Genomic DNA, 21,627 nt, shown 5'->3' on the forward strand with positions numbered 1-21,627 from the left:
TTCTTTGGCAAGCATTATTCGTCGTCGGAAATGCGGTTCTTTCGGGACAGGAGATCCTCGACGGCTTCGGCTTCCCTGGACGCGGTGTCGGCCCGCCGGATGATCTTGGACCCGAATTTGTCCCGGATGCGGTCCATGGTCTGGTCCAACTGTCGGTCGCGTCCCCGGCCGGAATCTTCCGCCAAGGGAAGTGCGGCCTGCACTGCCCGGAAATTGGACACGCCCAGGCCGATGAGCCGCACGGGCTTGGGCAGTTTTTCGGCGGCCAGGAGGCGGCGCGCGGCCTGGTAAATCTCCGCCGTGATGTCCGTGGGCCTGAGCAGGGTTTTGCTGCGGGTGATGGCCGTGAAGTCGTGGAACTTGATCTTGAGGGTGACCGTCAGCCCTTTCTTGGCCATGGACCGCAGCTCCCGCCCGACGCGCTCGGCCTGTGTCAGGAGCCAGCGCTCCAGCAGCGCCCGGTCAAGGGTGTCGCGATCCAGGGTGTTCTCGGCGCTGCAGGACTTGGCGTCGCTGTGCGGCACTACGGGAGAGTCGTCGAGGCCCAGCGCCCGGTCGTGCAGGAACGCGCCACGCCGGCCCAGGCTCCGCTCCCAATGATCACGCGGGTGAGCCAGAACGTCGGACACGTTCTTCACCCCGATGTGGGCGAGCTCTTCGAGCATGCGCGGCCCCACCCCCGGAATTTTGCCCAGGGGCAGGTCGTGCAGGAAGGCGTGGACGTCGGACGACCGGATGACGGTCAGACCGTCGGGCTTGTTCCAGTCCGAGGCGATCTTGGCCAGGAACTTGTTAGGGGCGATGCCTACGGAGCACGTCAATCCGGTTCGTTCCAGAATTTCGGACTTGAGCCGTCGCGCCAAATCCTCGGGAGGGCCCAGGACGCGGCGCGTGCCGCTCACGTCCGCGTAGGCCTCGTCCACCGAGGCCTGCTCGACGACAGGGCAGATGCCCCGCATGACGTCCATGATCTGTTCCGAAACCTCCCGGTAGCGGGACATGCGCCCAGGCAGGAAAATGGCGTGGGGGCAAAGCTTTCTGGCTTGCACGATGGGCATGGCCGAGCGCACCCCGTAGCGTCTGGCTTCGTAGGACGCCGCCGAGGCCACGCCGCGCAGGGACTGGCCGATGACCACGGGCTTGCCGCGCAGTTCCGGGTTGTCCGCCTGTTCCACGGAAGTGAAGAACGCGTCCATGTCGAGGTGCAGGATGATCCGCTCGGGCGATTGATTGGGGTGTATGTCCGTCATCGGAATACGATATTCCCCCGAGTCGCAATGCCGGTCAACTCCGTTCACGAAGGTAGGGAATTTTCATTTCTCCTGTGAGGGGCTTTGACAACAAACTGTAAAAAACATAATAATGAAATCCATAGGTGTATTGGTGATTCATTATTTCAAACGGAACCGCAAACAGGGGAGTGAGCCTATGAAAGCAACAAAGCTGATCCTTTTGAGTCTGGTGCTGGTGGCGTTCGCCGTTTCAAACGGCCTCGCCGCCGAGAAGTATGTGAAGAAAGTGGACAATTTCATCATCCTCGTGGACCGTTCGGGCTCCATGGATGAAAAGTACGTAGGAACCAAGGACAAGAAAATCGTTCTGGCCAAGAGCATCCTCGAACGCATGAACGCCATGATCCCCGAGCTGGGCTACAACGGCGGTCTCAGCCTCGCTTCTTACGCAAAACCGATCCAGGGCCTCGAACCCTACGCCGCAGCCTCCTACGGCGCCTCCCTCGACAAGGTCCCGACTCTGCTTGGCAGCAACCCCACCCCGCTGGGCGACGGCCTGAAGGCCCTTGAGCCCGCCCTGCAGGGCGCCTCCGGCCGCAACGCCGTCATCATCGTGTCCGACGGTCAGGAGAACGACGGCTCCCCCGCGCTGAAGATTGCCGCCGCCATGGCTGAAAAGTACAACATCTGCTTCCATACCATCAGCTTCGCCGACACCGTCAACGGCAATCAGAAGCTGCTGGACGACATCACCGCCCTGAAGTCCTGCGGTGTCGGCGTTTCCGCCGCGCAGTTGGCCGATGACGCGGCCCTGAAGCAGTTCGTCAAGGACGTGTTCTACGATGAAGCCGCGGTCGATCCCTGCGCCCTCGACGACGACGGCGACGGCGTGGGCAACTGCGTCGACAAGTGCCCCGACACCATCAAGGGCCTGGCCGTCGACTCCAACGGTTGTCCGATCCCGGATGTCGTGCGCCTCATGGTCAACTTCGACTTCGACAAGTACAACGTCAAGCCCGAGTACCATCAGGCCCTGGCCGACTTCGCCGCGTACATGAAGAAGCAGCAGTCCTTCACCGTGGTTGAGATCGCCGGCCACACCGACTCCGTCGGCTCCGACGCCTACAACCTGAAGCTGTCCGACCGCCGCGCCAAGAGCGTGCGCGACTATCTGGTCAAGAACTTCGGCCTGGACGAGAAGCTGTTCTCCTCCAAGGGTTACGGCGAGAGCAAACCCATCGCCACCAACGACACCGAAGCGGGTCGTGCCCAGAACCGCCGCATCGAAGCCGAGCTGAAGGGCGTGTACAAGAAGAAGTAAGCCTTCCCGACGTAAGCTCAATCAAGGCGGCTCCTGACGGGGCCGCCTTTTTGTTGTCAGGACGGTCAAAGCCGCATACGCATTTCCCGGAAAGGAAACCGATCGTCCGCCAGGGCGCGCGGGAAACCGGAACAGGAAAGGGACATGCAGGAATTTGTGGAGAAGGCCCATGCGGCCGACGGAGGCCAGAGGCTAGACGCTTTTTGGCAGGGAGTGCTGGACGAGGACGGCGTGACCCGCAGCCGGGTTCAGACCTGGATTCGGGACGGCCGTGCGCGCATCGACGGGAAGGTCTGCACCAAGCCGGCGGCGAAGGTCCTTCCGGGCCAGGTGCTGAGCCTGCTGCCGGAATTTCCGGATTCGGACATCGTCCCCGTCGACGGGCCGCTGAACGTCCTGTACGCCGACGAGCACCTCGCCGTGGTGGACAAGGAGGCGGGGCTGACGGTCCATCCCGCCCCGTCCGTGAGCGGGACGACCCTGGTGCACAGGGCCGCCGCCCGCTTCCCGTCCCTGCTGGCCCTGGGCGGACAGCGGCCCGGCGTGGTCCATCGCCTCGACAAGGACACCTCGGGCCTCATGGTTCTGGCCCTGTCCGAGCCGGCCAGGCTGGCCCTGTCCGAGGGTTTCGCCTCGCGCGACGTGTCCAAGGAATACCTGGCCTTGGTGGCCGGGGTGCCGCCGGCTTCGGGCGCCGTGACCCTGCCCCTGGACCGCCACCCGACCATCAAGACGCGCATGGCCGTGGCCGAGCGGGGCGGGCGTGCTGCCGAAAGCCGCTACCGGCTCGTGTGGACGGCTCCGGACCGCACCGCCTCCCTGGTGAGGGTGCGCATCCTCACGGGCCGCACCCATCAGATCCGCGTGCACATGACCGCCCTTGGACACCCGCTGCTCGGCGACGCAGTCTACGCCGACAGGAAGACGGCCGCCCGGGCCCCGCGGCAGATGCTGCACGCCTGGCGGTTGCGCTTCCGGCATCCCACGGGCGGTGAGGAGCTGTCCTTTTCGGCTGCGCCGCCGGCCGATTTTCTTCATGTGCTGCGTGAGCTTTCCCGGGAGCGGGTCTGCATTGGTCTGACCGGGGCCGTTGGCGGCGGCAAGTCCACGGTGCGGGCGGCGGTGGAGGAGGCGGGCGTGCCGGTCTTCTGCGCGGATCGGGTCGTGGCCGGGTCCTATGCCCGCGGCGGGGAAGGCTGCGCCATCCTCGAGCATCATTTCGGGCAGCGCTTCACCGCCGCGGACGGTGGCGTCGACAAGGACCACTTGCGCAAGGCCATGCAGGACCCGAGCCTGCGCCGGGAGGTGGAGCGCCTCGTCCACCCCTTGGTCCGTCACGCCCTGGCTGACTTCAGGGCGCGTCACGCCGAGGACGTGACCCTGGCCGAGATCCCGCTGTTGTGCGAGGCCGGGCTGGCCGGCGAGACGAATCTGGTGGCGGCGGTCTTCTGCCCGGACGGCGTGCGCCACGAGCGCCTGCGCGGCCGGGGCTGGTCCGACGAGCGCATCGCCGAGATCGACTCCTGGCAATGGCCCCAGGCGAGGAAGGTGCGCGCCGCGCATCTGGTCATCGACAACTCCGGCTCCCTGGACGAGTTGCGGACCCGCGCCAGGTCCATGCTGACCGTGGTGCGCGACATGCTGCGCGCCCGGTCCCAGCGGGACATGGAGAAGCTGCGCGACCTCTTCGAACACCCGGACACCTTCGACGAAACGGACTGACCATGCTCCCTCTGCGCGACAACATCCCTTCCCGGCACAAGCCGTACGTCATGTGGACCCTGCTCGGGGTCAACGTCATCGTATTCCTGCTCTACGCCGGGCTTTCGCCGGCCCAGGAATTCAAGCTCTTTCATCTGCTGGGCGTGGTCCCGGCCCGTTTCTTCCACCCCGAGTGGGCCATGTGGCAGGGGTATCCCGAAAACGCCTGGCTGCCGATTTTTTCCCACATGTTCCTGCACTCGGGCTGGCTGCACCTCATCGTCAACATGTGGACCCTGTGGATCTTCGGCGACAACGTCGAGGACGTCATGGGCCCCGTGCGATTCCCGATCTTCTACCTAATCTGCGGCTTGTGCGCCCTCGGCGTGCACATGGTCACGAGCCCGAATTCCACGGTGCCCGTCGTGGGTGCCTCGGGGGCCATCGCCGGGGTCATGGGTGCCTACTTCTTCCTGTACCCCCACGCCAAAGTCGTGACCTTTCTGCCCATTCTGATCATCCCCTTCGTCTTTGAACTCCCGGCCGTCTTCTACCTCGGGGCCTGGTTCCTGACCCAGGTCTTCTCCGGGATGCTCGCCCCGGCCGGCGGGGGTGGGGTGGCCTGGTGGGCGCACATCGGCGGCTTCGTGGCCGGCATGGTGCTGCTGCGCTTCTTCCGCGACGACTCGCGCTGCTACTACTGCTACCGCTCGGAATCGTTCAAGGAGTGGAAGTAGGGCGGCTGGACATTTGGGGCCTCCTCCATTAAGCGCAATCTCTTGCCTTGACGCGCCCTCCGGGCCGCTCTCCATACCACCATAGGGATGCCACTATGCTTCAGATCGAAAACCTGCATGTCAGTATCGGCGAACGGGAAGTCCTCAAGGGGATCAACCTGAACATCGACGAAGGCGAGACCTTCATCCTCTTCGGCCCCAACGGGTCCGGCAAGACCACGCTGCTCATGACCCTCATGGGCTTCTCCGGCTACACGGTCACGGCCGGCCGGATCGTCTTCAAGGGTACGGACATCACGGCCATGCCCACCTACGAGCGCGCGCGCCTGGGGATAGGCATGTCCTTCCAGCGTCCGCCGACCATCCACGGCCTCAAGACCCGGCACCTGGTCTCCATGTGCGCACGCGGGCGCGAGGTGGATGTGGACGCCATGGCCAAGACCGTCAACTTCACGGATTTTCTGGAGCGCGACATCAATTCGGGTTTCTCCGGCGGCGAGATCAAGCGTTCGGAACTGCTGCAGCTCATGGCCCAGAACCCGAGCCTCGTGCTCTTCGACGAGCCCGAGTCGGGTGTGGACCTCGAAAACATGGCCCTCATCGGCCACACGGCCCGGGCGCTGCTGGACGGCGCGGCCGAGCCCAAGCCGGACACCTGCATGCGCGACCTGCGCCGCAGCAACAAGACCTCGGGCCTGATCATCACCCACACGGGCTACATCCTCGACTACGTCAACGCCGACCGCGGCCAGGTCATGTACAACGGCGTGCTGTGCTGCGACACCCGGCCCACCCGGCCCCGCGACATTTTGGACCACATCAGCAAGTTCGGCTACAAGGAGTGCATCAGATGTCTGAACTGAACCAAACCCTGGTCGATCTGAACTCCTACGCATTTTCCGGCCAGCAGAGCGCCGAACTGCCCGACCTGTCGACCCTGTCCGAGGACAGCAAGCGCGAACTGCGCATGGTCGGCGTGGACGTGGACGCCGAAGAGCAGCGCGCCGGCACCTTCCTGCAGTTCGACCACTCCACCGTGCACTGCAAGACGTCCGCCAAGGGCGTGGAGGTGCTGGGCATCCGCCAGGCCCTCAAGAAGTACGACGGCCTGCCCGAGTACTTCTGGAAGGCCATGGACCCCGACAAGGACGACTTCACCCGCGCCGCGGCCCGCGAGGAACTGCACGGCGGCTACTTCATCCGCACCGAAAAGGGCGCCAAGGTGGCCGAGCCGGTCCAGTCCTGCCTGTTCATCAAGGGACAGAACGTGGGCCAGAACGTGCACAACATCGTCGTGGTGGAGGAAGACTCCGAGGTCCACATCATCACCGGCTGCGCCACATCCCACGACGTGACCTCGGCCCTGCACCTGGGCATCTCCGAGTTCTACATCAAGAAGGGCGGCAAGCTGACCTTCACCATGGTCCACAACTGGGGCGAGGACGTCATGGTCCGGCCCCGCACCGTGGGCATCGTCGAGGAACGCGGGGTGCTGCAGAACAACTACATCCTGCTGAAGAAGGTCAAGTCCGTACAGTCCTACCCGACCATCCACCTGAACGGCGAGGGCGCGGTGGCGCGATTCAACTCCGTCATCGTCACGCCCGAAGGGTCTCACGTGGATACGGGCAACCGCATCGTGCTGAACGCCCCGAACACGCGCGGCGAGATCATCTCGCGCACCATCACCACCGGCGGAACCATCGTGGCCCGCGGCGAGATCATCGGCAACGACGTGCCGGCCCGCGGCCACCTGGAGTGCAAGGGACTCATCCTCGGCGGCGGCATCATCCACGCCATCCCCGAGCTGCAGGGCCGCGTGCCGGGCGTGGAGCTGTCTCACGAGGCGGCCGTGGGAAAGATCGCCCAGGAGGAGATCGAGTACCTCATGGCCCGAGGCCTGGACGAGGACGAAGCCACCTCGACCATCGTGCGCGGGTTCCTGAACGTGGAGATCATGGGCCTGCCGCAGGAACTGCGGGAGTCCATCGACAGGACCATCGCCGAACTGGACGCCGGCGATGCCATGTAGGAACTGATCATCGACCGCAAAGGCCCGGCTTGTCCGGGCCTTTGCATTTTGGGAGGTTCGCGTGCCGGGATACAAGGGACATCTCGTCGGCGGGGCGCTGACGGGCGCGGCGGTGTTGGGCGGGTTGATATGGAGTGGGACGTACGTCCCCGACATGCCGCAGATGGCCGTTCTCGGGGCCCTGGTGCTGCTGGGCAGCCTGTTTCCGGACGTGGACACGGACTCGCGCGGCCAACACATCTTCTATCTGACCCTGGCGGTGCTCGATTTCGCCCTCATCGTGCAGGGGCACTACAAATGGGCCGCGGTTCTCGGTTTCGCGGCCATGTTCCCGGCCATCGGCTCCCATCGTGGCTGGACCCACACCTGGTGGGCCATGCTCCTCGTCCCGCTGCCCCTGGCCCTGTTCCCCATCTGGCTCTACGGCGCCTCGCCCAGGGCCATGGCCCCGTTCTACGGCGCGGCCGTGGTCGGGTATTTCTCGCACCTGATGCTGGACCGCAAGTGGAGCTGATGAGGTCGGGGCTCGCCGGAGAGGTTTTGATGCGTGGATTCCCGCCTTCGCGGGAATGACATCGGGGCAGGGGCGATGGTGATTCGTCAATCCCTCGAACGTGTGCCCGACAGGGAGGCGGGAATCCATGCCTTTTCAGCACGCCCGCGGCCTGCCGGGCGCATGTCGCCCATTGTTCCGCTCAGCGCAGCTTCCTGCTTTTGGCCATCTCCTCCATGTCGCGCAGGTACCTGTCCGAACGGTCCAGGTAGAAGGCCAGGGCCTTGGAGAAGTGCTTGCCCACCAATCCGTCCACGAACATCTGGCTGATTTCCCGGTAGCGCTTGAGCACGTACTGGGAACGCAGGAAGATGAGCCACTCCTCCTTGCTCATGTCCCGGGAGACGATCTCCAAGGCCTTTGCCGCCCGCGGCTGGTAGAGCCAGAAATACATGCAGTCCAGGGCGTTGACGATGAGCACCTTTTCCAGGTCGCGGGCCTCGTAGGAGATGGTCTCGATGAACATCTTCGGAGACTCCAGCATGTCCAGCACGTCCTCCTCCGGGAAGAGCACGTCCAGGCGGGCGAAGGCGTCGTACATCCCGACCAGTTTGGCGCGATAGTCGGACAGCCTGGTGCGGACGTTGTTGTGGCGGTCGGCCAGACCCTCGATGATGGCCGCGACCACGTCCGAGGCCAGTTTCGACGTGATGGCCGCCCATTTCTGCAGCGCCTCCTCCACGCCGGGCAGCATGGCCATGTGCATGCCTCCGGCCAGCACCGAGTTGAAGAGCACGGCCAGCGGGATGGAAAGGATGCTGCGGAAGAAGTTGCCGATGACCGCGCTGCGCGGCAAGCCGCGGAAGATGTTGTGGCTTGAGATGTAGATGCCGTTGGCCAGGGCCATGACCGAGAAGAGCAGGATGGGGTCCGTGCTCGTGGTGATGCCGAAGGTCCGGTCCAGGAGGATGGTCTTCACCACCAGGTCCAGGAGCGGCACGGAGAAGCCCGTGAAGAGCAAGGAGTCGGCGATGCGGCTCCAACTGATCAGCGAGTTCCATTGCACCAGGGGCGAGCGCTTGAGGCCGCCGCCGCCGAGCACGGCCTGCAGGACGTTGCGCACGCCCGTGATGCCGAACCAGATGAAGCCGCCCAGATACGCCAGCACCCACCAGTCCTTGGTCAGGGCGAAGGTCAGGAAGGCCGGGACAAAGCCCCCCAGGATCTTCAGCCCGTTCTTCAGGGCTGTGTTCATGTATTTGAAAGAGAGGGGCGCGGCCGTCTCACCGGTCTGCTCCGTCAGACGCAGGCCGTTGTCGTGTTCCAGCTGCACGCCGCCCAGGGTGACGATGTTGCCCGGCTGCTTGGGGTGGATGTCGATGCGGTCCAGGAACCATTCCTGGTTGACGCCGCACCCGACGCGTTCCAGGCCCGGGATCTTGCGTACCATCCGCAGCAGCGGGGTGTCGTCGGACAGGCAGTGGCAGCAGGTCCGCATGTGCATGGTCATCCGGGCCGTGACGGGCAGGAGCTTGCGCTGTCCGCCCTGGCTCAGGGCGATCTTCCGCGCCCGCGCGGGCAGGGTCTCCAGCACCACCACGCCCATGCCGTAGAGGTGGCGGGACTGGCCCGTGGATCCGCTGCCGATGCGCGAACCCAGTGGTCGGGACTTGTAGTGACGGTGGAAGTTCTCGATGTCGAACAGGATGTCGAGCAGCTTGTCCTTGCGTGCGTCCATGTCCGCAAGCTCCGCCTGGACTTCCGCGACCCGTGACAGGTCGTTCCTGCCGCGCGCCAAGGAGAGCGTGTTGGACAGCACCAGCCTGTCCTCCTCGAAGGACCAGATCACGGCGCGGATGGCGCGCTTCAGGGCGATGACGTTGTCCTCGTTCAAGGCCTTCTGCAGTTCGGCGATCTGGGCGAAGGTTCGTTCCGGACTGATCAGGTCGACTGCGTCCCCAGGGCAGCCCTTCTGCCCGGTCGGGGCCAGGGACCATTTGCCGCGGGTCACGTCCTTGAGATTGTAGAGTTCGATGTTGCTGACGTGTCCCCGGCAATCGTAGAGAATTTCCAGGGCGTCCGCCGTGGACAGGTTGCTCAGGTTCAGGGTGAAGTGTGAGCTGGAATGAAATTTGGCCAGCCTGGGCAGCAGCTCTCCGATGTGCAGGCGCAGCAGGTGGGGCACGTCGCCGGAGTCCTGGGGCGCCGTGGGGTCGTGCAGCTCGGGATTGCGGCACGGCTGCAGATAGTTCGAAATGAGCAGGTCCGAGTCGATGGCGTTGAGGGCGTCGAGGCGTTTTTGCAGTTCGAGGCGGCGTTCGGGTCCGGCCTGGGCGTATTCCTTGGCCATGGCCCGTGCGGTGTCCTGCAATCTGGGCTGCAGTCCGCTCTGGATGTATTTGGCCAGGTGCAGGAGCGAGGGCTGGCCCGTGCCGACGAAAGCCCGGAAGCCGACCGCGTCGAGCTCATCCAGGGTCAGGCCGTATTCCTCCCCCATGGCGGCGCGGTGGGTGCGGTTGTATGCCGCCAGGGCCTCGAAGACGTATTTCTGCTGATAGGCCGAGATCTGACGCCCTTCGTTCATGAAGGCTCGCACGGGCTGCTCTTCGAGAAAGGCCTGGAAGGACTTGGGGTCCGTATAGCTTTGCGGCTCCCAGATGACGCGCACGTACTTGCCGCGGAAGCGCGAGGTGACCTCGATGCCGATGCGGATGTGCATGTCCAGGATGCGCCCCGCTTCCAGCAGTTCGCTCGCCACCTCGGCGTCTACGTAGTTGTAGTAGACCACGGTCAGGAAGCGGATGCCTTTGATCCAGGCGTCCATGACCAGGTGGGTCGGCGACTTCCGGCCCTTGGTGTTGGCGTCGTGCACGTGATGGTCGAAGGCCAGCTGGTTCCATTCCTCGGGCATTTCCAGGAGGTGGTATTTCTCCAGGGCCGCCCGCACCACGCGCGGCTTGCCCGACGAGGCCATGCGGAAGTCGTGGGCCAGGCGCAGCTGGGCCCGCTCGTTGTCCTTGTGCCGGACCAGCTCCTTCATGATCTGCAGGAGAACGCGCGAGGTGTTTTTCTGCAGATAGAAGGTGTTCGAGAGCAGGATTTCGTCCCTGAGGGCCCGCAGGGCGCTGATGCGGTCCGCCGCCTTGCCGCCCTCCAGGGAGCCCAGCAGGCTCGCGATGGCGTAGGCCACCCGCAGCACGCCGGGTGCTGCCATCTCCTTGATGCCGTGGGGATGCATGCAGCTGTCGATCAGCGAGCGGACGCTGGCCCGTTCCGCGGAGCGGTGCAGGACGTCGTTGACGATGCGCAGCAGCGTGGAATCGTTGGCGTCGAAAAAGAAACGTGAATTCGCCACGCGGGTTCTCGATTCGCCGGAGCGGCTAGGCCTGGTCGGCCGGGGTGCCGTTGCCCTGGCGCCGTTCATTCAGGGATTTCTTCCGGTACGCATCCTCGAGCTTGTAGAGCAGGTCCTCAAGGTCCGCAGGCTTCATCAGGTAGTCGAAGGCCCCGCAGCCCATGCCTTGCATGGCCGCATCGATGCTGGCGTGTCCGGTCAGCATGATGACCTCGGTGGTGGGCCATTGCGCCTTGATGCGCTTCAAGACCTCGATCCCGTCCATGCCCGGCATCTTCACGTCCAGCACGACCACGTCCCGCGGTTCCTCGGCCAGCATGGCCAGGGCCTGTTCGCCCCTCGATGCGCCCTGGGCCCTGATGCCCCGTTTGGACAGCCGCTTGATGATGGTGCGCAGGAAATCCTCCTCGTCGTCTACCAGCAGTACAGAAAATTCTTCCATTGGAGCTCCCTGAAATCGTTGATCGCTTTCCGGTCCACAGCTCTCATTCATAGCCTGAGAAGCCGCGGACAGGCAATGTCCTTCTTGGTACCCCGTAGCGCCTCTACCGCCTCATGCCCATGACAGGCCGCCTTGCCTCTGGTAGCCGGCGGGACGGAGGTTTGCATGCGACAGGTCCCCGTCATCCCGCTGCCCTGGCAGCTCTGCCTGCTGGCCTATGTCTGCGGCCTTTTCGCTTGGGATTACCCGACGGCGGCAGGGCTGTCCTGCGTTCTGTGCGTTCTGGCCTTTGCCCGGCGCCGCGGGCTGGCAGCGGGCATGTGCGTCGCATTCGGCTTGGGCATGGCCCTGGCAATGCCCCCGGCCGGGGTCGGGCCGGCCGGCTGGAACGTCGAGGCGCGCGTGCGGGGCGTCGTGCGCGAGGTCCGGACCCACCCAGGCCGCCGCGTGACGATTGTCGCTTCGGATGTGGTCCGTGCGGACACGGGCGAGGCCCTGCCGGGACGGTTGGCCTGGACCTGGATCGACCCTCCGGCGATGCCCGATGCCGGACGGGAGTTCGAGGCCGGGCTGCGCATCCGCGAGCTGCGCGGACGGCATAATTTCGGGCTGTCGAGCAACGAGGACTACTGGGCCCGGCAGGGCGTCCGGCACAGGGCCTTTTCGCGTGGGCGCGCGGACGTGCGCTGGGAGGATGGAGACCGGCCCTTGAGGGCCAGGCTTCTGGATGCAGTGGCCAGGCATGTCCCCGCTGGACAGGGCGGGGCGGTTGTCCGGGCGCTGCTCTTCGGCGACAGGTTTGACCTCGATCCGGCCTTCATGGACCGCATCCGGCGCGCCGGCCTGTCCCACAGCCTGGCGCTGTCCGGTATGCATCTGGCGCTGGTGGCGGGGCTCGGTTTCGTCCTGGCCAAGGGGGCCGCACGAGTCCGCCCCGGCCTGCTGCTCGTTGTTCCCCGCCAGAAGCTCGGGGTGCTCCTGTCCCTGCCCCTGGTCCTCGGGTACATGTGGCTGGGCGGCTTCACCCCGTCCCTGCTGCGCGCCGCGCTGATGCTTTCGACCCTGGCCCTGCATCTGCTGCGCGGGGCGCGGAACCACCCGCAGGACACCCTCTTTGCCGCCGTGGCGGTCCTCGTCGTCGCGGATCCGGCCATCGCGCGCGACGTGGGCCTGCAGCTCTCGGTGCTGGCCGTGACGGGCATCGTCCTTTTCATGCCGCATTTTTCGAGACTGTTGGAGCCGTTGCGGCAAGGCGGCCGGGCAGGGCGTTGGGCATACGCCCTGCTGACCATGGCTGCGGTCACGGTCTGCGCCAACCTTTTCATCCTGCCGGTCCAGGCCCTGTATTTCTTCGAGACGCCCGTGCATCTGTGGCTCAACCTCCTCTGGCTGCCCGTTCTCGGCATGGCGGTCCTGCCGTTGTCCTTTCTTGGGTTCTTCGCCGTCTTCGTTTCCGGGGAGGCGGCGCGGGCCTGTTTTTCATTGGCCGGTCTCGGGGTGGACGCGCTGGACCGGGGCCTTGGCGCTCTGGACGCCGCGGGAATGCTGCGGGCCGCAGCCGTGTTGCGGCCCGAAGGGATCGAGGTGGTCGGCTACTGGGCCGTGCTGCTGGCGGCGGGCGCGATGCTGGGCGCGAAGCGGCCCGCACCGGGACCCATGGCCTTTCTCGGGCTCGGCCTGCTGCTTATGTCCGCGCCGTCCCTGCGCGATGCGACGGGCATGAGCGGCCCGGCTGTGGAGCTTACGGTGCTGGACACGGGTATGAGCCAGGCCGTCGGCATCCGCGGGCCATCGGGCCGGATGGTGCTGGTGGACGGCGCCGGCGGGTGGAGCGCCGACTATGACCCGGGCCGGGCGCTCGTGGCGCCGGCCCTGGCCTGGGGCCGGCCGCCAAGGCTGGACGTCGTGGTGCTGTCTCATGTGGACTCGGACCATTCCAGGGGCCTGATGTATGTCCTGGAGTCCTTCGATGTCGGGTGCTTCGCCTGGTCCGGCCTGCTGGACCGCAGCGAGGACTCGCGGCGTCTGGAGCGGCTCATGTCGAGAAAACTGTGGCCGGCGCGGACGGTGCGCGCCGGGGACCGCATCGACATCGAGCCGGGATTGTGGCTCGACGTCCTGTATCCGGCCGTCGGCGAACGGGGTCTGTCCGGAAACGAGACCTCCGTGGTGCTGCGGCTGGTGTGGCAGGGCCGGGGCCTGGCGTTGCTCCTTGGGGACGCGGAGCAGCGGGCCTTGGCCGGCGTCCTGCTTTCGGGCGCCGATCTCGCGTCCGAGGTCCTGGTCTTGCCGCACCACGGGTCCAGGTCGAGCCTGAAGCCCGGCCTGTACGACCGGGTCGGGGCGGCCTGGGCCGTAGCCGCCTGCGGTCCCGACAACCGCTTCGGGTTTCCCCATCCGGAGGTGGTGCAGGCCTGCGTGCGTGCCGGGAGCGCCGTCCTGACCACGGCCGACTGCGGCGCGGTGCGGTTCAGCTGGGAGGGGGACGGACCGGCGCAGGTGCGCTGCGCCCGGGCCGGTGCGGGCGGCGGCCCTGACGCATTGTGCCCGGCGCGCCTTTCCTGTATGCCCCCTCTCGAACAGCACAACCCAAGGAGCGGTCAATGACCACCATCATGCCTACGGACAAGAACCTGCGCAACGCCATCGCCTGGATCGAGGAGCATCGCCGCGGCGACGCCGATCTCAAGGGACTCATGGCCCAGGCCTCCACCCGTTTCAACCTCACGCCCACGGAGGAGTTGGCCTTGGCCAAGTTCTACCGCGATGAGGTGGCCTCACGGTGATCCGACCGCCTTTGCTGCAGAGGGAGCTGTTCCGGGAGATGCTGCTCATTTCGGGCATCTGCCTCGGCGGCTTCCTGTGCCTCATCCTGCTGGGCAGGCTCCTTCAGTTGCGCGACCTGTTCATGGCCCAGGGCGTGACGCTTTTCGACCTGCTGAAGCTTTTCGTTTTCCTCAGCCCCCTGTTCCTCATCCTGCTCATCCCCGTGTCCTGCATGATGGGGCTTTTTTTGACCTTCCTGCGCATGGGCGCGGACCGTGAACTGATCTCCCTGCGTGCAGGCGGCATCAGCTTCTGGCCCCTCATGCCCGCGCCGCTGATTCTGTGCGCGTGCGGTTCGGCCCTGACCCTGTGGATCTCCCTCACGGGCATCTCCTGGGGCATGGACAATTTCCGGGAGACCGTGGTGGAGATGGCCAGGCACAAGACGTCGGTCAACATCCAGCCAGGCGTGTTCAACACCTCCTTTCCGGGGCTGACCGTGTACGCGACGCAGGCCGACCCCGGCAGCGGGGCGCTGAGCGACGTCTTTGTCCTCGATTCCTCCAAGTCCGAATCGAGCGCGACCATCGTCGCCCCCAAGGGGCAGATCGATTCCGATGCGCAGCAGGGGCAGGTCTTCGTGCTCCTCGAAAACGGGCACATCTACCGGCGGCAGGGGGAGGAACTGTCCGTGATCAGCTTCGACCGCTATCTCCTGTCCCTGGACATGAGCAGGCTTCTGGGCGGGTTGGAGCTCAAGGACAAGGCGCCCAAGGAAATGTCCTGGGCGGATCTTCGCACGCTTGCGGCCGAGGCCTTCGCCAACAGGGGCGACAATTTTCAGCGCCGGGTGCAGACCGAGATGCACAAGCGGTTTTCCCTGCCCGCGGCCTGTCTGGTCCTCGGGCTTTTCGCCATGCCTCTGGCCTTCTTTTTTCAGGGCATGAAGCGTCAGTACGGGCTTCTCGTCTGCCTTGGGGCTTTTTTTCTGTACTACATCCTGCTGTCCGCCGGCATGTCCCTGGCCGAGGGTGGCGTCATGTCTGCCGCGGTCGGCCTTTGGATGCCCAACGTCATTTTCCTGCTGGGCGCGGCCATCGGCATGTGGTGGGTGATCGGGGAACGGGGGGCGGATTTCCGTTCCGTGACGACATGGCTCAGGCGCCTGACCGGTCCGCGCGGGGCTGACTCATGAACCTTTTGACCCGCTACATCCTTCGCCAGAATCTGTACCTGCTGCTTTTGATCTGCGGCATCGGCCTTGGCATCTTCGTTTTCGTCGAGCTTTTCGACCGCATGGACGAATTTCTGGCCGCCGGGGTCGGCGCCGGCACCATCGCCGCCTACTTTCTCTTCCGCACGCCCTTCATCCTGGCCCAGATATTTCCGGCCGTGTTCCTGGTGGCGCTCATGGTCCAGCTCGGGCTCATGCTGCGCAACCGCGAGCTGCTGGCCTTGGAGGCCTGCTCCGTCTCCCCGGGGAGCGTGGCCAGGTCCGTGCTGTGGTACGCCTTGGCCTTGTGTCTGGTGCAGTTCTCCTTTTCCGAGGTGCTGGGCGTCAGCGGCCACAAAGGCGCAGACCGGATCTGGAGCGAGGAGGTGCGCAACCGTCAGGTCGCGACCCGCAAGCTCAACGACATCTGGTTCCGCGAAGGGGATCGCATCGTGCACATGGGGGAGGTTGTCCCGGCCTCCAGGACTGGCAGGAAACTGACGGTTTACGTGCTGGACGCGAAGGATTCCGGCAAGGTCGCGGAGGTCGTCACGGCGGCGGAATTCCGTTCGTCGGCGAGCGGCTGGACGCTGACGGATGCAACGCGCACCGTCCCCGAATCTTTCGTCGTCACCCGGGAAAAGAGCGTCGATCTTGACCTGCGTACCGACGTGGCCGGTTTTCTGATCATCGACCCCAAGACCAAGCTCGACTCCCTGCCCTTCTGGCAGCTGGGCAGCGAGATACGCCGGCTCAGGGATTCCGGGTCGAACATCGAGCGCCTGCAGACGGCCTGGCACATGAAGCTTGCGTATGCCGCATCGGTGCTGGTCATGGCGCTCATCGCCCTGGCCGTGATTTCGGTTTTCGGATCGCTCTACGTCATCATCCCCGTGGGGCTGGTGACCACCTTCTGCTATTACGGCTTGTTTGTGCTCTGCGCCTCGGCAGGGGAGAAGGGCTTGGTGCCCCCGGTGCTGGCGGCCTGGGCGGCCAATGCGCTCTTTGCCCTTGTGGCGGGCGGGCGCATGGCCATGGGCCGTTCCTTTCATCTGGGCTGAACGGCCCTTTCGGAGGCGTGCGATGATCTGGTGGATAACTCTGGGCGGCTTTCTTCTCGGATGCCTGGTGGCCTATGCCATGGTTCAGGGCGACAAGGACGACGAGGATTAGCCTGCGACCGGGGCGGCCTGATCCGGTTCGAGGTATTTCGTCAGGATGCTCAGGATTTCGGGGTAGAAGTCGTCCGAAAAACTCAGACCCAGGATGTTCTCGCCGGCCAGAAGCCGGGCCCGGGTGGAGCCGAAGACGGTGGAGAAGATGACGCTGGCCGCCAGAGTCGCATCGACGTCGGTGCGGATGGAGCCGTCCTTGATCCCGGCTTCGATGCAGCCGAGCATCTTCTGCACGACCTGCGAGCAGACGGCCAGAATCTCCGAGTTGTCGGCATCGACGGTGTTGGCCAGGAACGGGGAGCAGCGCAGCAGGGTCAGGAAGCCTGACTCCGGGGTGGCCGAGGCCTTGAGGATGCACTTGGCGAAGTTGACGACGCTGCCCAGACCGTCCGAGGCGTAGTAGAGGCTCTCGTCGATCTTGCCGAGCAGGTCTTTGAGAATGGAAATTTCCACCAGCTGAAAAAGATTTTCCTTGCTGCCGTAGTGGTGGGCGATGAGCCCGTCGGCGATGCCGGCCTCCTGGGCGATGCGCTTGTAGGTGGTTTCCGCGTAGCCGAGTTCCCCGAAAAGCCGTTTGGCCGTGTCCAATATCCGTTCCTTGTTGCCTTTGACCACGCTCCTCTCCTTGCCGTCTGCGATTTGCCGAATCTCTTACCCAGCCCTCGATTCCCAGTCCACCGTTTTTCTCCGCTCGCATTGTGTGGCCGCTTAGTGTTTTTCCCGCCCCCGCTGTTGGTGGCGATGGGGTAAAAGCTGTAATTGCGGTTTGTTGGAAACCCCTTGACGCAAAAACATACTTCATTTAGCGCACATCGAAACGTACGCTGAGTGGCTACTTAAATTGCTGCTGCGGGTGAGCAAACATTGTAACACAAGGGGGAGGTTGAATGCGGACACGTTTGAAATCATGGGCAATCGCCTGGGCGTTGGTGTTGGCAACCGCGCAGTTCTGTTCTGCGGCCGGTTTCGGGATTTACGAGTGGAGCGCCCGCGGCAACGCGCTCGGCGGTGCAACAGTAGGGCGGGCGGACGATCCGTCCGCACTTGCCACCAACCCTGCGGGCATCACCCAACTGGATGGCCTCCAGATCCTGGCCGGTTTCACGGCGATTCATCCGGTTCTGGATATCCGGACGAATTCTCCTGCTGGCAACGAGTGGGCCTCGTCTGACAAGGATTCTTTGTGGGTACCTCCTCACTTCTATGCCACGTGGAAGGTGAACGATCGTTACACCGTCGGCCTAGGCACCTTCTCACGCTTTGGATTGGGATCAGTCTTTGATGAGGATTGGGAAGGTCGTTACAACAATTATGAAGCCATCATCGAGTCCATGTCCATCAATCCCAATGTGGCTGTGAAGGTTACAGATAAACTTTCTGCTGCATTCGGAGTTGATGCAACGTATTTAAATTTTTCAAAAAAGCAAAAAATTAATTGGACAGGAGCTCTAAACCCGAATCCAGCTATTGATGGTGATGCAAGTCTCGAAGCTGATGGATGGGGATATGGATTTAACATGGCTTTGCATTATATGCCTTGCGATTATGCAAAGATAGGTCTGTCTTATAGAAGTCCTGTTACAATGGATGTGAATGGAAAGGCAGATTTTTCTATGCCTTCAGTATATGAAGGTACATTCCTTGATAATATTGGCGCATTTAAAGATACTAATGCACACGGAACAGTAACATTGCCAGACTCATTTTCTTTCGGTGTGGCGGTGTATCCTACAAATAAGCTCAGTATTGAAGTTGGCGCTGTTTACACGTTGTGGAGCAAGTATGATAAGTTGGAAATCAAATATAGTGATCCTGTAATATTTGATACCGATACCATGTCTCTTAAATCAGTGTCGTCGTATGACAAGAACTGGGAAGACGTCTGGCGTTTCAATATAGGCGTGGAATATGCTGTCTTGGACTGGCTCGACCTCCGCGCTGGATATGTATTCGATCAGTCTCCCGTTCAGGACGAAACCATCGACTACATGGTCCCGGCCAATGATCGGCATCTTTTGAATGGTGGTCTCGGCTTTCACTGGGATAATTGGGTGGTGGACGTAAACTATACCTATCTGATGATCATGGATCGCGACATTGATGCTCGCCCCGATGATGGGGTTTACGAAGGCGAGATCGACAACGCTGACGCCCACATGGTTGGGTTGTCCGTCGGTTACAAGTTCTAGCCTGTCTTCTGCATGACCCAAATAAAACGCCCCGCGCTCCTCAAGGACCGCGGGGCGTTTTGCATTGGAGCGCAGGTCGTTACCAAATGTTTACGTTCTGAACCTTCCCAGCAGTTCAAACAGATTCGAAGCCAACACCCGCAGTTCCTCCGCCTTGCGGGCCACTTCGTCCGTGTTCTGCTGGGTGCTTTCCGAGGCGCTGCTGACGTCGGCGATCTCTCTCGAAATCTCCTTGATGACAGTGGAGCTCTCGGCCACGTTGACGTTGATCTCCTGCAGGCCCTGGGAGGCCTGGGCCACGTTGTCGGCTATGTCGCGGGTGGCCACGGACTGTTCCTCGATGGCCGTGGCCACGTTGGCGATGATGTCGTTGATCTCCTCGATGATTCTGGAGATGGCCTGAATCTGTCCTTCGGTGCTTTTTGACGTTCCCTGCATCTCGGCGATGCGCGACCTGATTTCTTCCGTGGCCGTGGCGGTCTGCTTGGCCAGTTCCTTGATCTCGTTGGCCTCCACGGCGAAGCCGCGTCCGGACTCGCCGGCCCGAGCCGCCTCGATGGTCGCGTTGAGGGCCAGGAGGTTGGTCTGGTCCGAGATTTCCGTGATCATGGTCGTGACCTTGCCGATCTCCAAGGCCGCGTCGCCCAGGGCCCTCATGGCCGATGTGGCCGCCCCGGCTTCAGTCATGGCCCGTTGCGCCACGGATCGGGCCTTCTCCGTATTGGACGCGATTTCCGTGATCGTTGCGGCCATTTCTTCGGTGGCCGTGGCCACCATGTTGGTGTTCTGCGTGGTCTGCTCCATGGCCGCGGCCACGGTGCCGAACCTGGAGTTCAGGTCGTGGGTCGCCGCCGTCACGGTCTGCGATTTCCGGGTCGCGCCCGCTGCTCCCGTCCGCAGGTCATTGGCGATGCCCAGCAGGCTGTCGGAGGCGCTGTTCAGGGTGTCACCGTTGGCTACCACGTCCCGGATGATGCCGCGCAGCTTTTCCAGGAAGGTGTTGAACCAGATGGCCATTTCGCCGATTTCATCCCTGGAGGTCACGGCAAGCTTGCGCGTCAGGTCGCCCTCGCCCTGGGCCACGTCCTTGAGCGTGGCCGTGGCGTTCAACACCGGCTGCGCGATGGCGTTGGCGAAGATCGTGGCCAGGCCAAGGAAGACGGCCAACAGGATCGCGCCCATGACGGCCATCTTCTGCAGCATGGCGTAGAATTCGGCCATGACCTCGGACTTCTCGATGACGCCGATAAGCTTCCAGCCCAGTCCTTCGATGGTATGGACCTGGGCAAACCACTGACGTTCGTCCATGGCCACTTCCATGCCTCCCGTCGTGATGCCGTCCAGTTGCGCCAGCGCCGGGACTCCGGCCTCCTTCATCTTTTTGAAGTTCAGGTCGTCATGGCGGGGGGTGGCCAGGATGGTCCCGTCATCCTGGACCAGCATCACGTAGCCCGTCCTGCCCATGGGCGACTTCTTGATCAGATCCGTGAGCACACCGAGCCCCACGTCCAGGCCTGAACAGCCGATGATTTCGCTGCCCGCGGTTATCGGGAACATGTTGCTGATGACGGCCTCGCCCGTGGTGGACATGTAGGCGGGGGAAATGGAGGCCTTGTCTGGGGTTTCCATGGCCTTGGCGTACCAGGGCCGCTTGCGCGGATCGTACCCCGGGAGCATCTCCGATTCGCCGGACGAGGCGAACCCGCCCCATTTGGTGCCGATGAACACCTCCACATACTCGGGGTGGATTTTGCTGATGAGCTTGAAAAAGGCGACCATGTCCCGTTCGACATCGCTGCGCGAGATGTCCTTGGGCGACAGCGGGCGCTTTTCTTCGACGTAGCTGTGCACGAACTCGTCCGCAGCCTGGACGATGGGACTGGTGGCGATCATGGTCGTCATCTTCAAGGCCTTGTCCACGAAGATTCCGATGGCGCGGTCGATCTGTTCGAGTTCCTTGGCGGCCGAATCGTGGAACGTCGCGATGGCCGAATCCCTGATCTGCAGGCCGAGAACGATGCAGGTGATGAGGATGGAGGTCAGGATGGTGGTGGTGAAGGCCAGCAGAAGTTTCTTTCGTACAGACAGCTTCATGGAGTTCCTTCCGGAATGAGCGTATGAAAATGATGGGGGATTTCCGCATGTCATACACCAAACCGGGCACAGATAGTCCGGTACTTTTTTGCTGTCCTCGTATGTGTGGGCGCCGAAACCCCAGGCTGGCGAAGATCGCCGGAGGGCGCAAAAAAAGCCGGTCGCCCGGCTTGATCGTCAGCAGCGCGTGGGAGCCGCGTCTGGTCGCTCCTTCTCCTTGACCAGATAGATGGCCGGCAGGGAGACGAGGGTGGTGGCGAACTTGATGAGGGTGTTGCTGAGGAAGATGGACCAGACCACGGACGACTCGAACATGCCGCCGAAGGCGATCCAGGAGAAGATGAGGCTGTCGAGGGGGATGCTGACGGCGTTGCTGACCAGCACCCGCGACCACTGGTGGCGGGCCGTGACCCGTTCCTTCCACATGCTGTAGACCTCGGTGTCCGTCAGTTCGGCGATGACCTCGGCCACGATGGAGGCGAAGACCAGGCGCCAGAGCGGGGCCAGGACCTGGCCGAACTCGGCCTGGGCGCCCACGGACATGTCCGCCGGGAGGATGGACACCAGCCAGAAGTAGAGGGCCATGAGCAGGTTGAAACCCGCGGCCGTGACGATCATGAGCTGCGCGCCCTTCTTGCCCATGGTCTTGTGGACCATGTCGCGCAGGGTGAAGGTCAGGGGGTAGATGAAGGTCCCGGCGTCGATGGACATGCCGCCGAGCATGACGATCCGCAGGGAACCGACATCGGAAAATATCTGCAGGGCGATGTAGGACGCCACGAGTACGATGAGTGATTGCATGGGATGCTCCGGAAAGGTGAATTCGGGCCTTTCCCTAAACGGTAGGCCGTGCGCTGTAAATGCCGAATTGGGGCCG

Annotated in this window: 17 protein-coding genes; 11 read left to right on the forward strand and 6 right to left on the reverse strand. The window is 63.4% G+C overall.

Annotated features, from left to right (window positions below; all coding sequences use genetic code 11):
* Window positions 1-14 precede the first annotated feature (14 nt).
* Window positions 15-1,250, reverse strand: a complete 1,236-nt coding sequence (gene dinB / locus G394_RS0101565) for a DNA polymerase IV (RefSeq protein WP_043774323.1) — start codon at window positions 1,248-1,250, stop codon at window positions 15-17.
* Window positions 1,251-1,428: 178 nt separating this feature from the next.
* On the opposite strand from dinB, the gene G394_RS0101570 reads away from it, so the two are divergent.
* From G394_RS0101570 to G394_RS0101595, 6 genes are all read left to right on the forward strand, one after another.
* Entirely contained in the window at window positions 1,429-2,553 is a 1,125-nt protein-coding gene (locus G394_RS0101570; protein ID WP_028576151.1) for an OmpA family protein, read from the forward strand.
* A 144-nt stretch (window positions 2,554-2,697) separates the two neighbouring features.
* Window positions 2,698-4,275 carry a dephospho-CoA kinase gene (coaE, locus tag G394_RS17500; RefSeq protein WP_051306871.1) on the forward strand — a complete coding sequence of 526 codons (1,578 nt, stop codon included), beginning with the start codon at window positions 2,698-2,700 and terminating at the stop codon, window positions 4,273-4,275.
* A 2-nt stretch (window positions 4,276-4,277) separates the two neighbouring features.
* Complete coding sequence (locus G394_RS0101580) at window positions 4,278-4,991, forward strand: rhomboid family intramembrane serine protease (protein WP_028576152.1); 714 nt, start codon at window positions 4,278-4,280, stop codon at window positions 4,989-4,991.
* Between the two features lie 95 nt (window positions 4,992-5,086).
* Entirely contained in the window at window positions 5,087-5,854 is a 768-nt protein-coding gene (locus G394_RS0101585; protein ID WP_028576153.1) for an ABC transporter ATP-binding protein, read from the forward strand.
* Window positions 5,842-7,023, forward strand: coding sequence for a SufB/SufD family protein (locus tag G394_RS0101590; RefSeq protein ID WP_028576154.1), 1,182 nt, complete (start codon window positions 5,842-5,844; stop codon window positions 7,021-7,023). Before G394_RS0101585 ends, G394_RS0101590 begins: the two co-directional genes overlap by 13 nt.
* A 61-nt stretch (window positions 7,024-7,084) precedes the next feature.
* Entirely contained in the window at window positions 7,085-7,537 is a 453-nt protein-coding gene (locus G394_RS0101595) for a metal-dependent hydrolase (protein WP_028576155.1), read from the forward strand.
* Window positions 7,538-7,718: 181 nt separating this feature from the next.
* Here G394_RS0101595 and G394_RS0101600 read toward each other — a convergent pair whose 3' ends face one another.
* Window positions 7,719-10,871, reverse strand: coding sequence for a CPBP family intramembrane metalloprotease (locus tag G394_RS0101600; protein WP_028576156.1), 3,153 nt, complete (start codon window positions 10,869-10,871; stop codon window positions 7,719-7,721).
* Between the two features lie 25 nt (window positions 10,872-10,896).
* Window positions 10,897-11,313 (reverse strand): response regulator, encoded by a 417-nt coding sequence (locus G394_RS0101605; RefSeq protein ID WP_028576157.1) that lies wholly within the window; start codon window positions 11,311-11,313, stop codon window positions 10,897-10,899.
* Between the two features lie 165 nt (window positions 11,314-11,478).
* Between G394_RS0101605 and G394_RS17505 the strand changes: the two genes are divergently transcribed.
* Genes G394_RS17505 through G394_RS0101625 form a run of 4 tightly spaced genes read left to right on the forward strand, consistent with a single transcriptional unit; the run spans window position 11,479 to window position 16,353 of the window.
* Complete coding sequence (locus G394_RS17505; protein ID WP_051306872.1) at window positions 11,479-13,920, forward strand: DNA internalization-related competence protein ComEC/Rec2; 2,442 nt, start codon at window positions 11,479-11,481, stop codon at window positions 13,918-13,920.
* A complete protein-coding gene (locus G394_RS0101615; protein WP_028576158.1) occupies window positions 13,917-14,099 on the forward strand; it encodes a hypothetical protein in 183 nt (60 codons plus the stop codon). The genes G394_RS17505 and G394_RS0101615 overlap by 4 nt, the downstream gene beginning before the upstream one ends.
* On the forward strand, window positions 14,096-15,274 hold the full coding sequence (lptF, locus tag G394_RS0101620) for an LPS export ABC transporter permease LptF (RefSeq protein WP_028576159.1): 1,179 nt from the start codon (window positions 14,096-14,098) through the stop codon (window positions 15,272-15,274). Before G394_RS0101615 ends, lptF begins: the two co-directional genes overlap by 4 nt.
* On the forward strand, window positions 15,271-16,353 hold the full coding sequence (locus tag G394_RS0101625) for an LptF/LptG family permease (protein WP_028576160.1): 1,083 nt from the start codon (window positions 15,271-15,273) through the stop codon (window positions 16,351-16,353). Before lptF ends, G394_RS0101625 begins: the two co-directional genes overlap by 4 nt.
* A 108-nt stretch (window positions 16,354-16,461) precedes the next feature.
* On the opposite strand, the gene G394_RS17510 is transcribed toward G394_RS0101625, so the two are convergent.
* Window positions 16,462-17,082: a TetR/AcrR family transcriptional regulator gene (locus G394_RS17510; RefSeq protein ID WP_051306873.1), complete on the reverse strand. Its 621-nt coding sequence runs from the start codon at window positions 17,080-17,082 to the stop codon at window positions 16,462-16,464.
* 272 nt (window positions 17,083-17,354) lie between these two features.
* Between G394_RS17510 and G394_RS20500 the strand changes: the two genes are divergently transcribed.
* Window positions 17,355-18,656, forward strand: coding sequence for an OmpP1/FadL family transporter (locus G394_RS20500; protein ID WP_084435192.1), 1,302 nt, complete (start codon window positions 17,355-17,357; stop codon window positions 18,654-18,656).
* 90 nt (window positions 18,657-18,746) lie between these two features.
* Here the strand turns inward: G394_RS20500 and G394_RS19900 are convergent, their stop codons facing one another.
* Both G394_RS19900 and G394_RS17520 read right to left on the reverse strand, forming a co-directional pair.
* Window positions 18,747-20,750 carry a methyl-accepting chemotaxis protein gene (locus G394_RS19900; RefSeq protein ID WP_051306875.1) on the reverse strand — a complete coding sequence of 668 codons (2,004 nt, stop codon included), beginning with the start codon at window positions 20,748-20,750 and terminating at the stop codon, window positions 18,747-18,749.
* Between the two features lie 177 nt (window positions 20,751-20,927).
* Complete coding sequence (locus G394_RS17520; RefSeq protein WP_043774325.1) at window positions 20,928-21,551, reverse strand: queuosine precursor transporter; 624 nt, start codon at window positions 21,549-21,551, stop codon at window positions 20,928-20,930.
* Window positions 21,552-21,627: the final 76 nt, after the last annotated feature.

It is taken from the genome of Desulfomicrobium escambiense DSM 10707, assembly GCF_000428825.1.
In the GTDB taxonomy this organism is placed as follows: Bacteria; Desulfobacterota; Desulfovibrionia; order Desulfovibrionales; family Desulfomicrobiaceae; genus Desulfomicrobium; species Desulfomicrobium escambiense.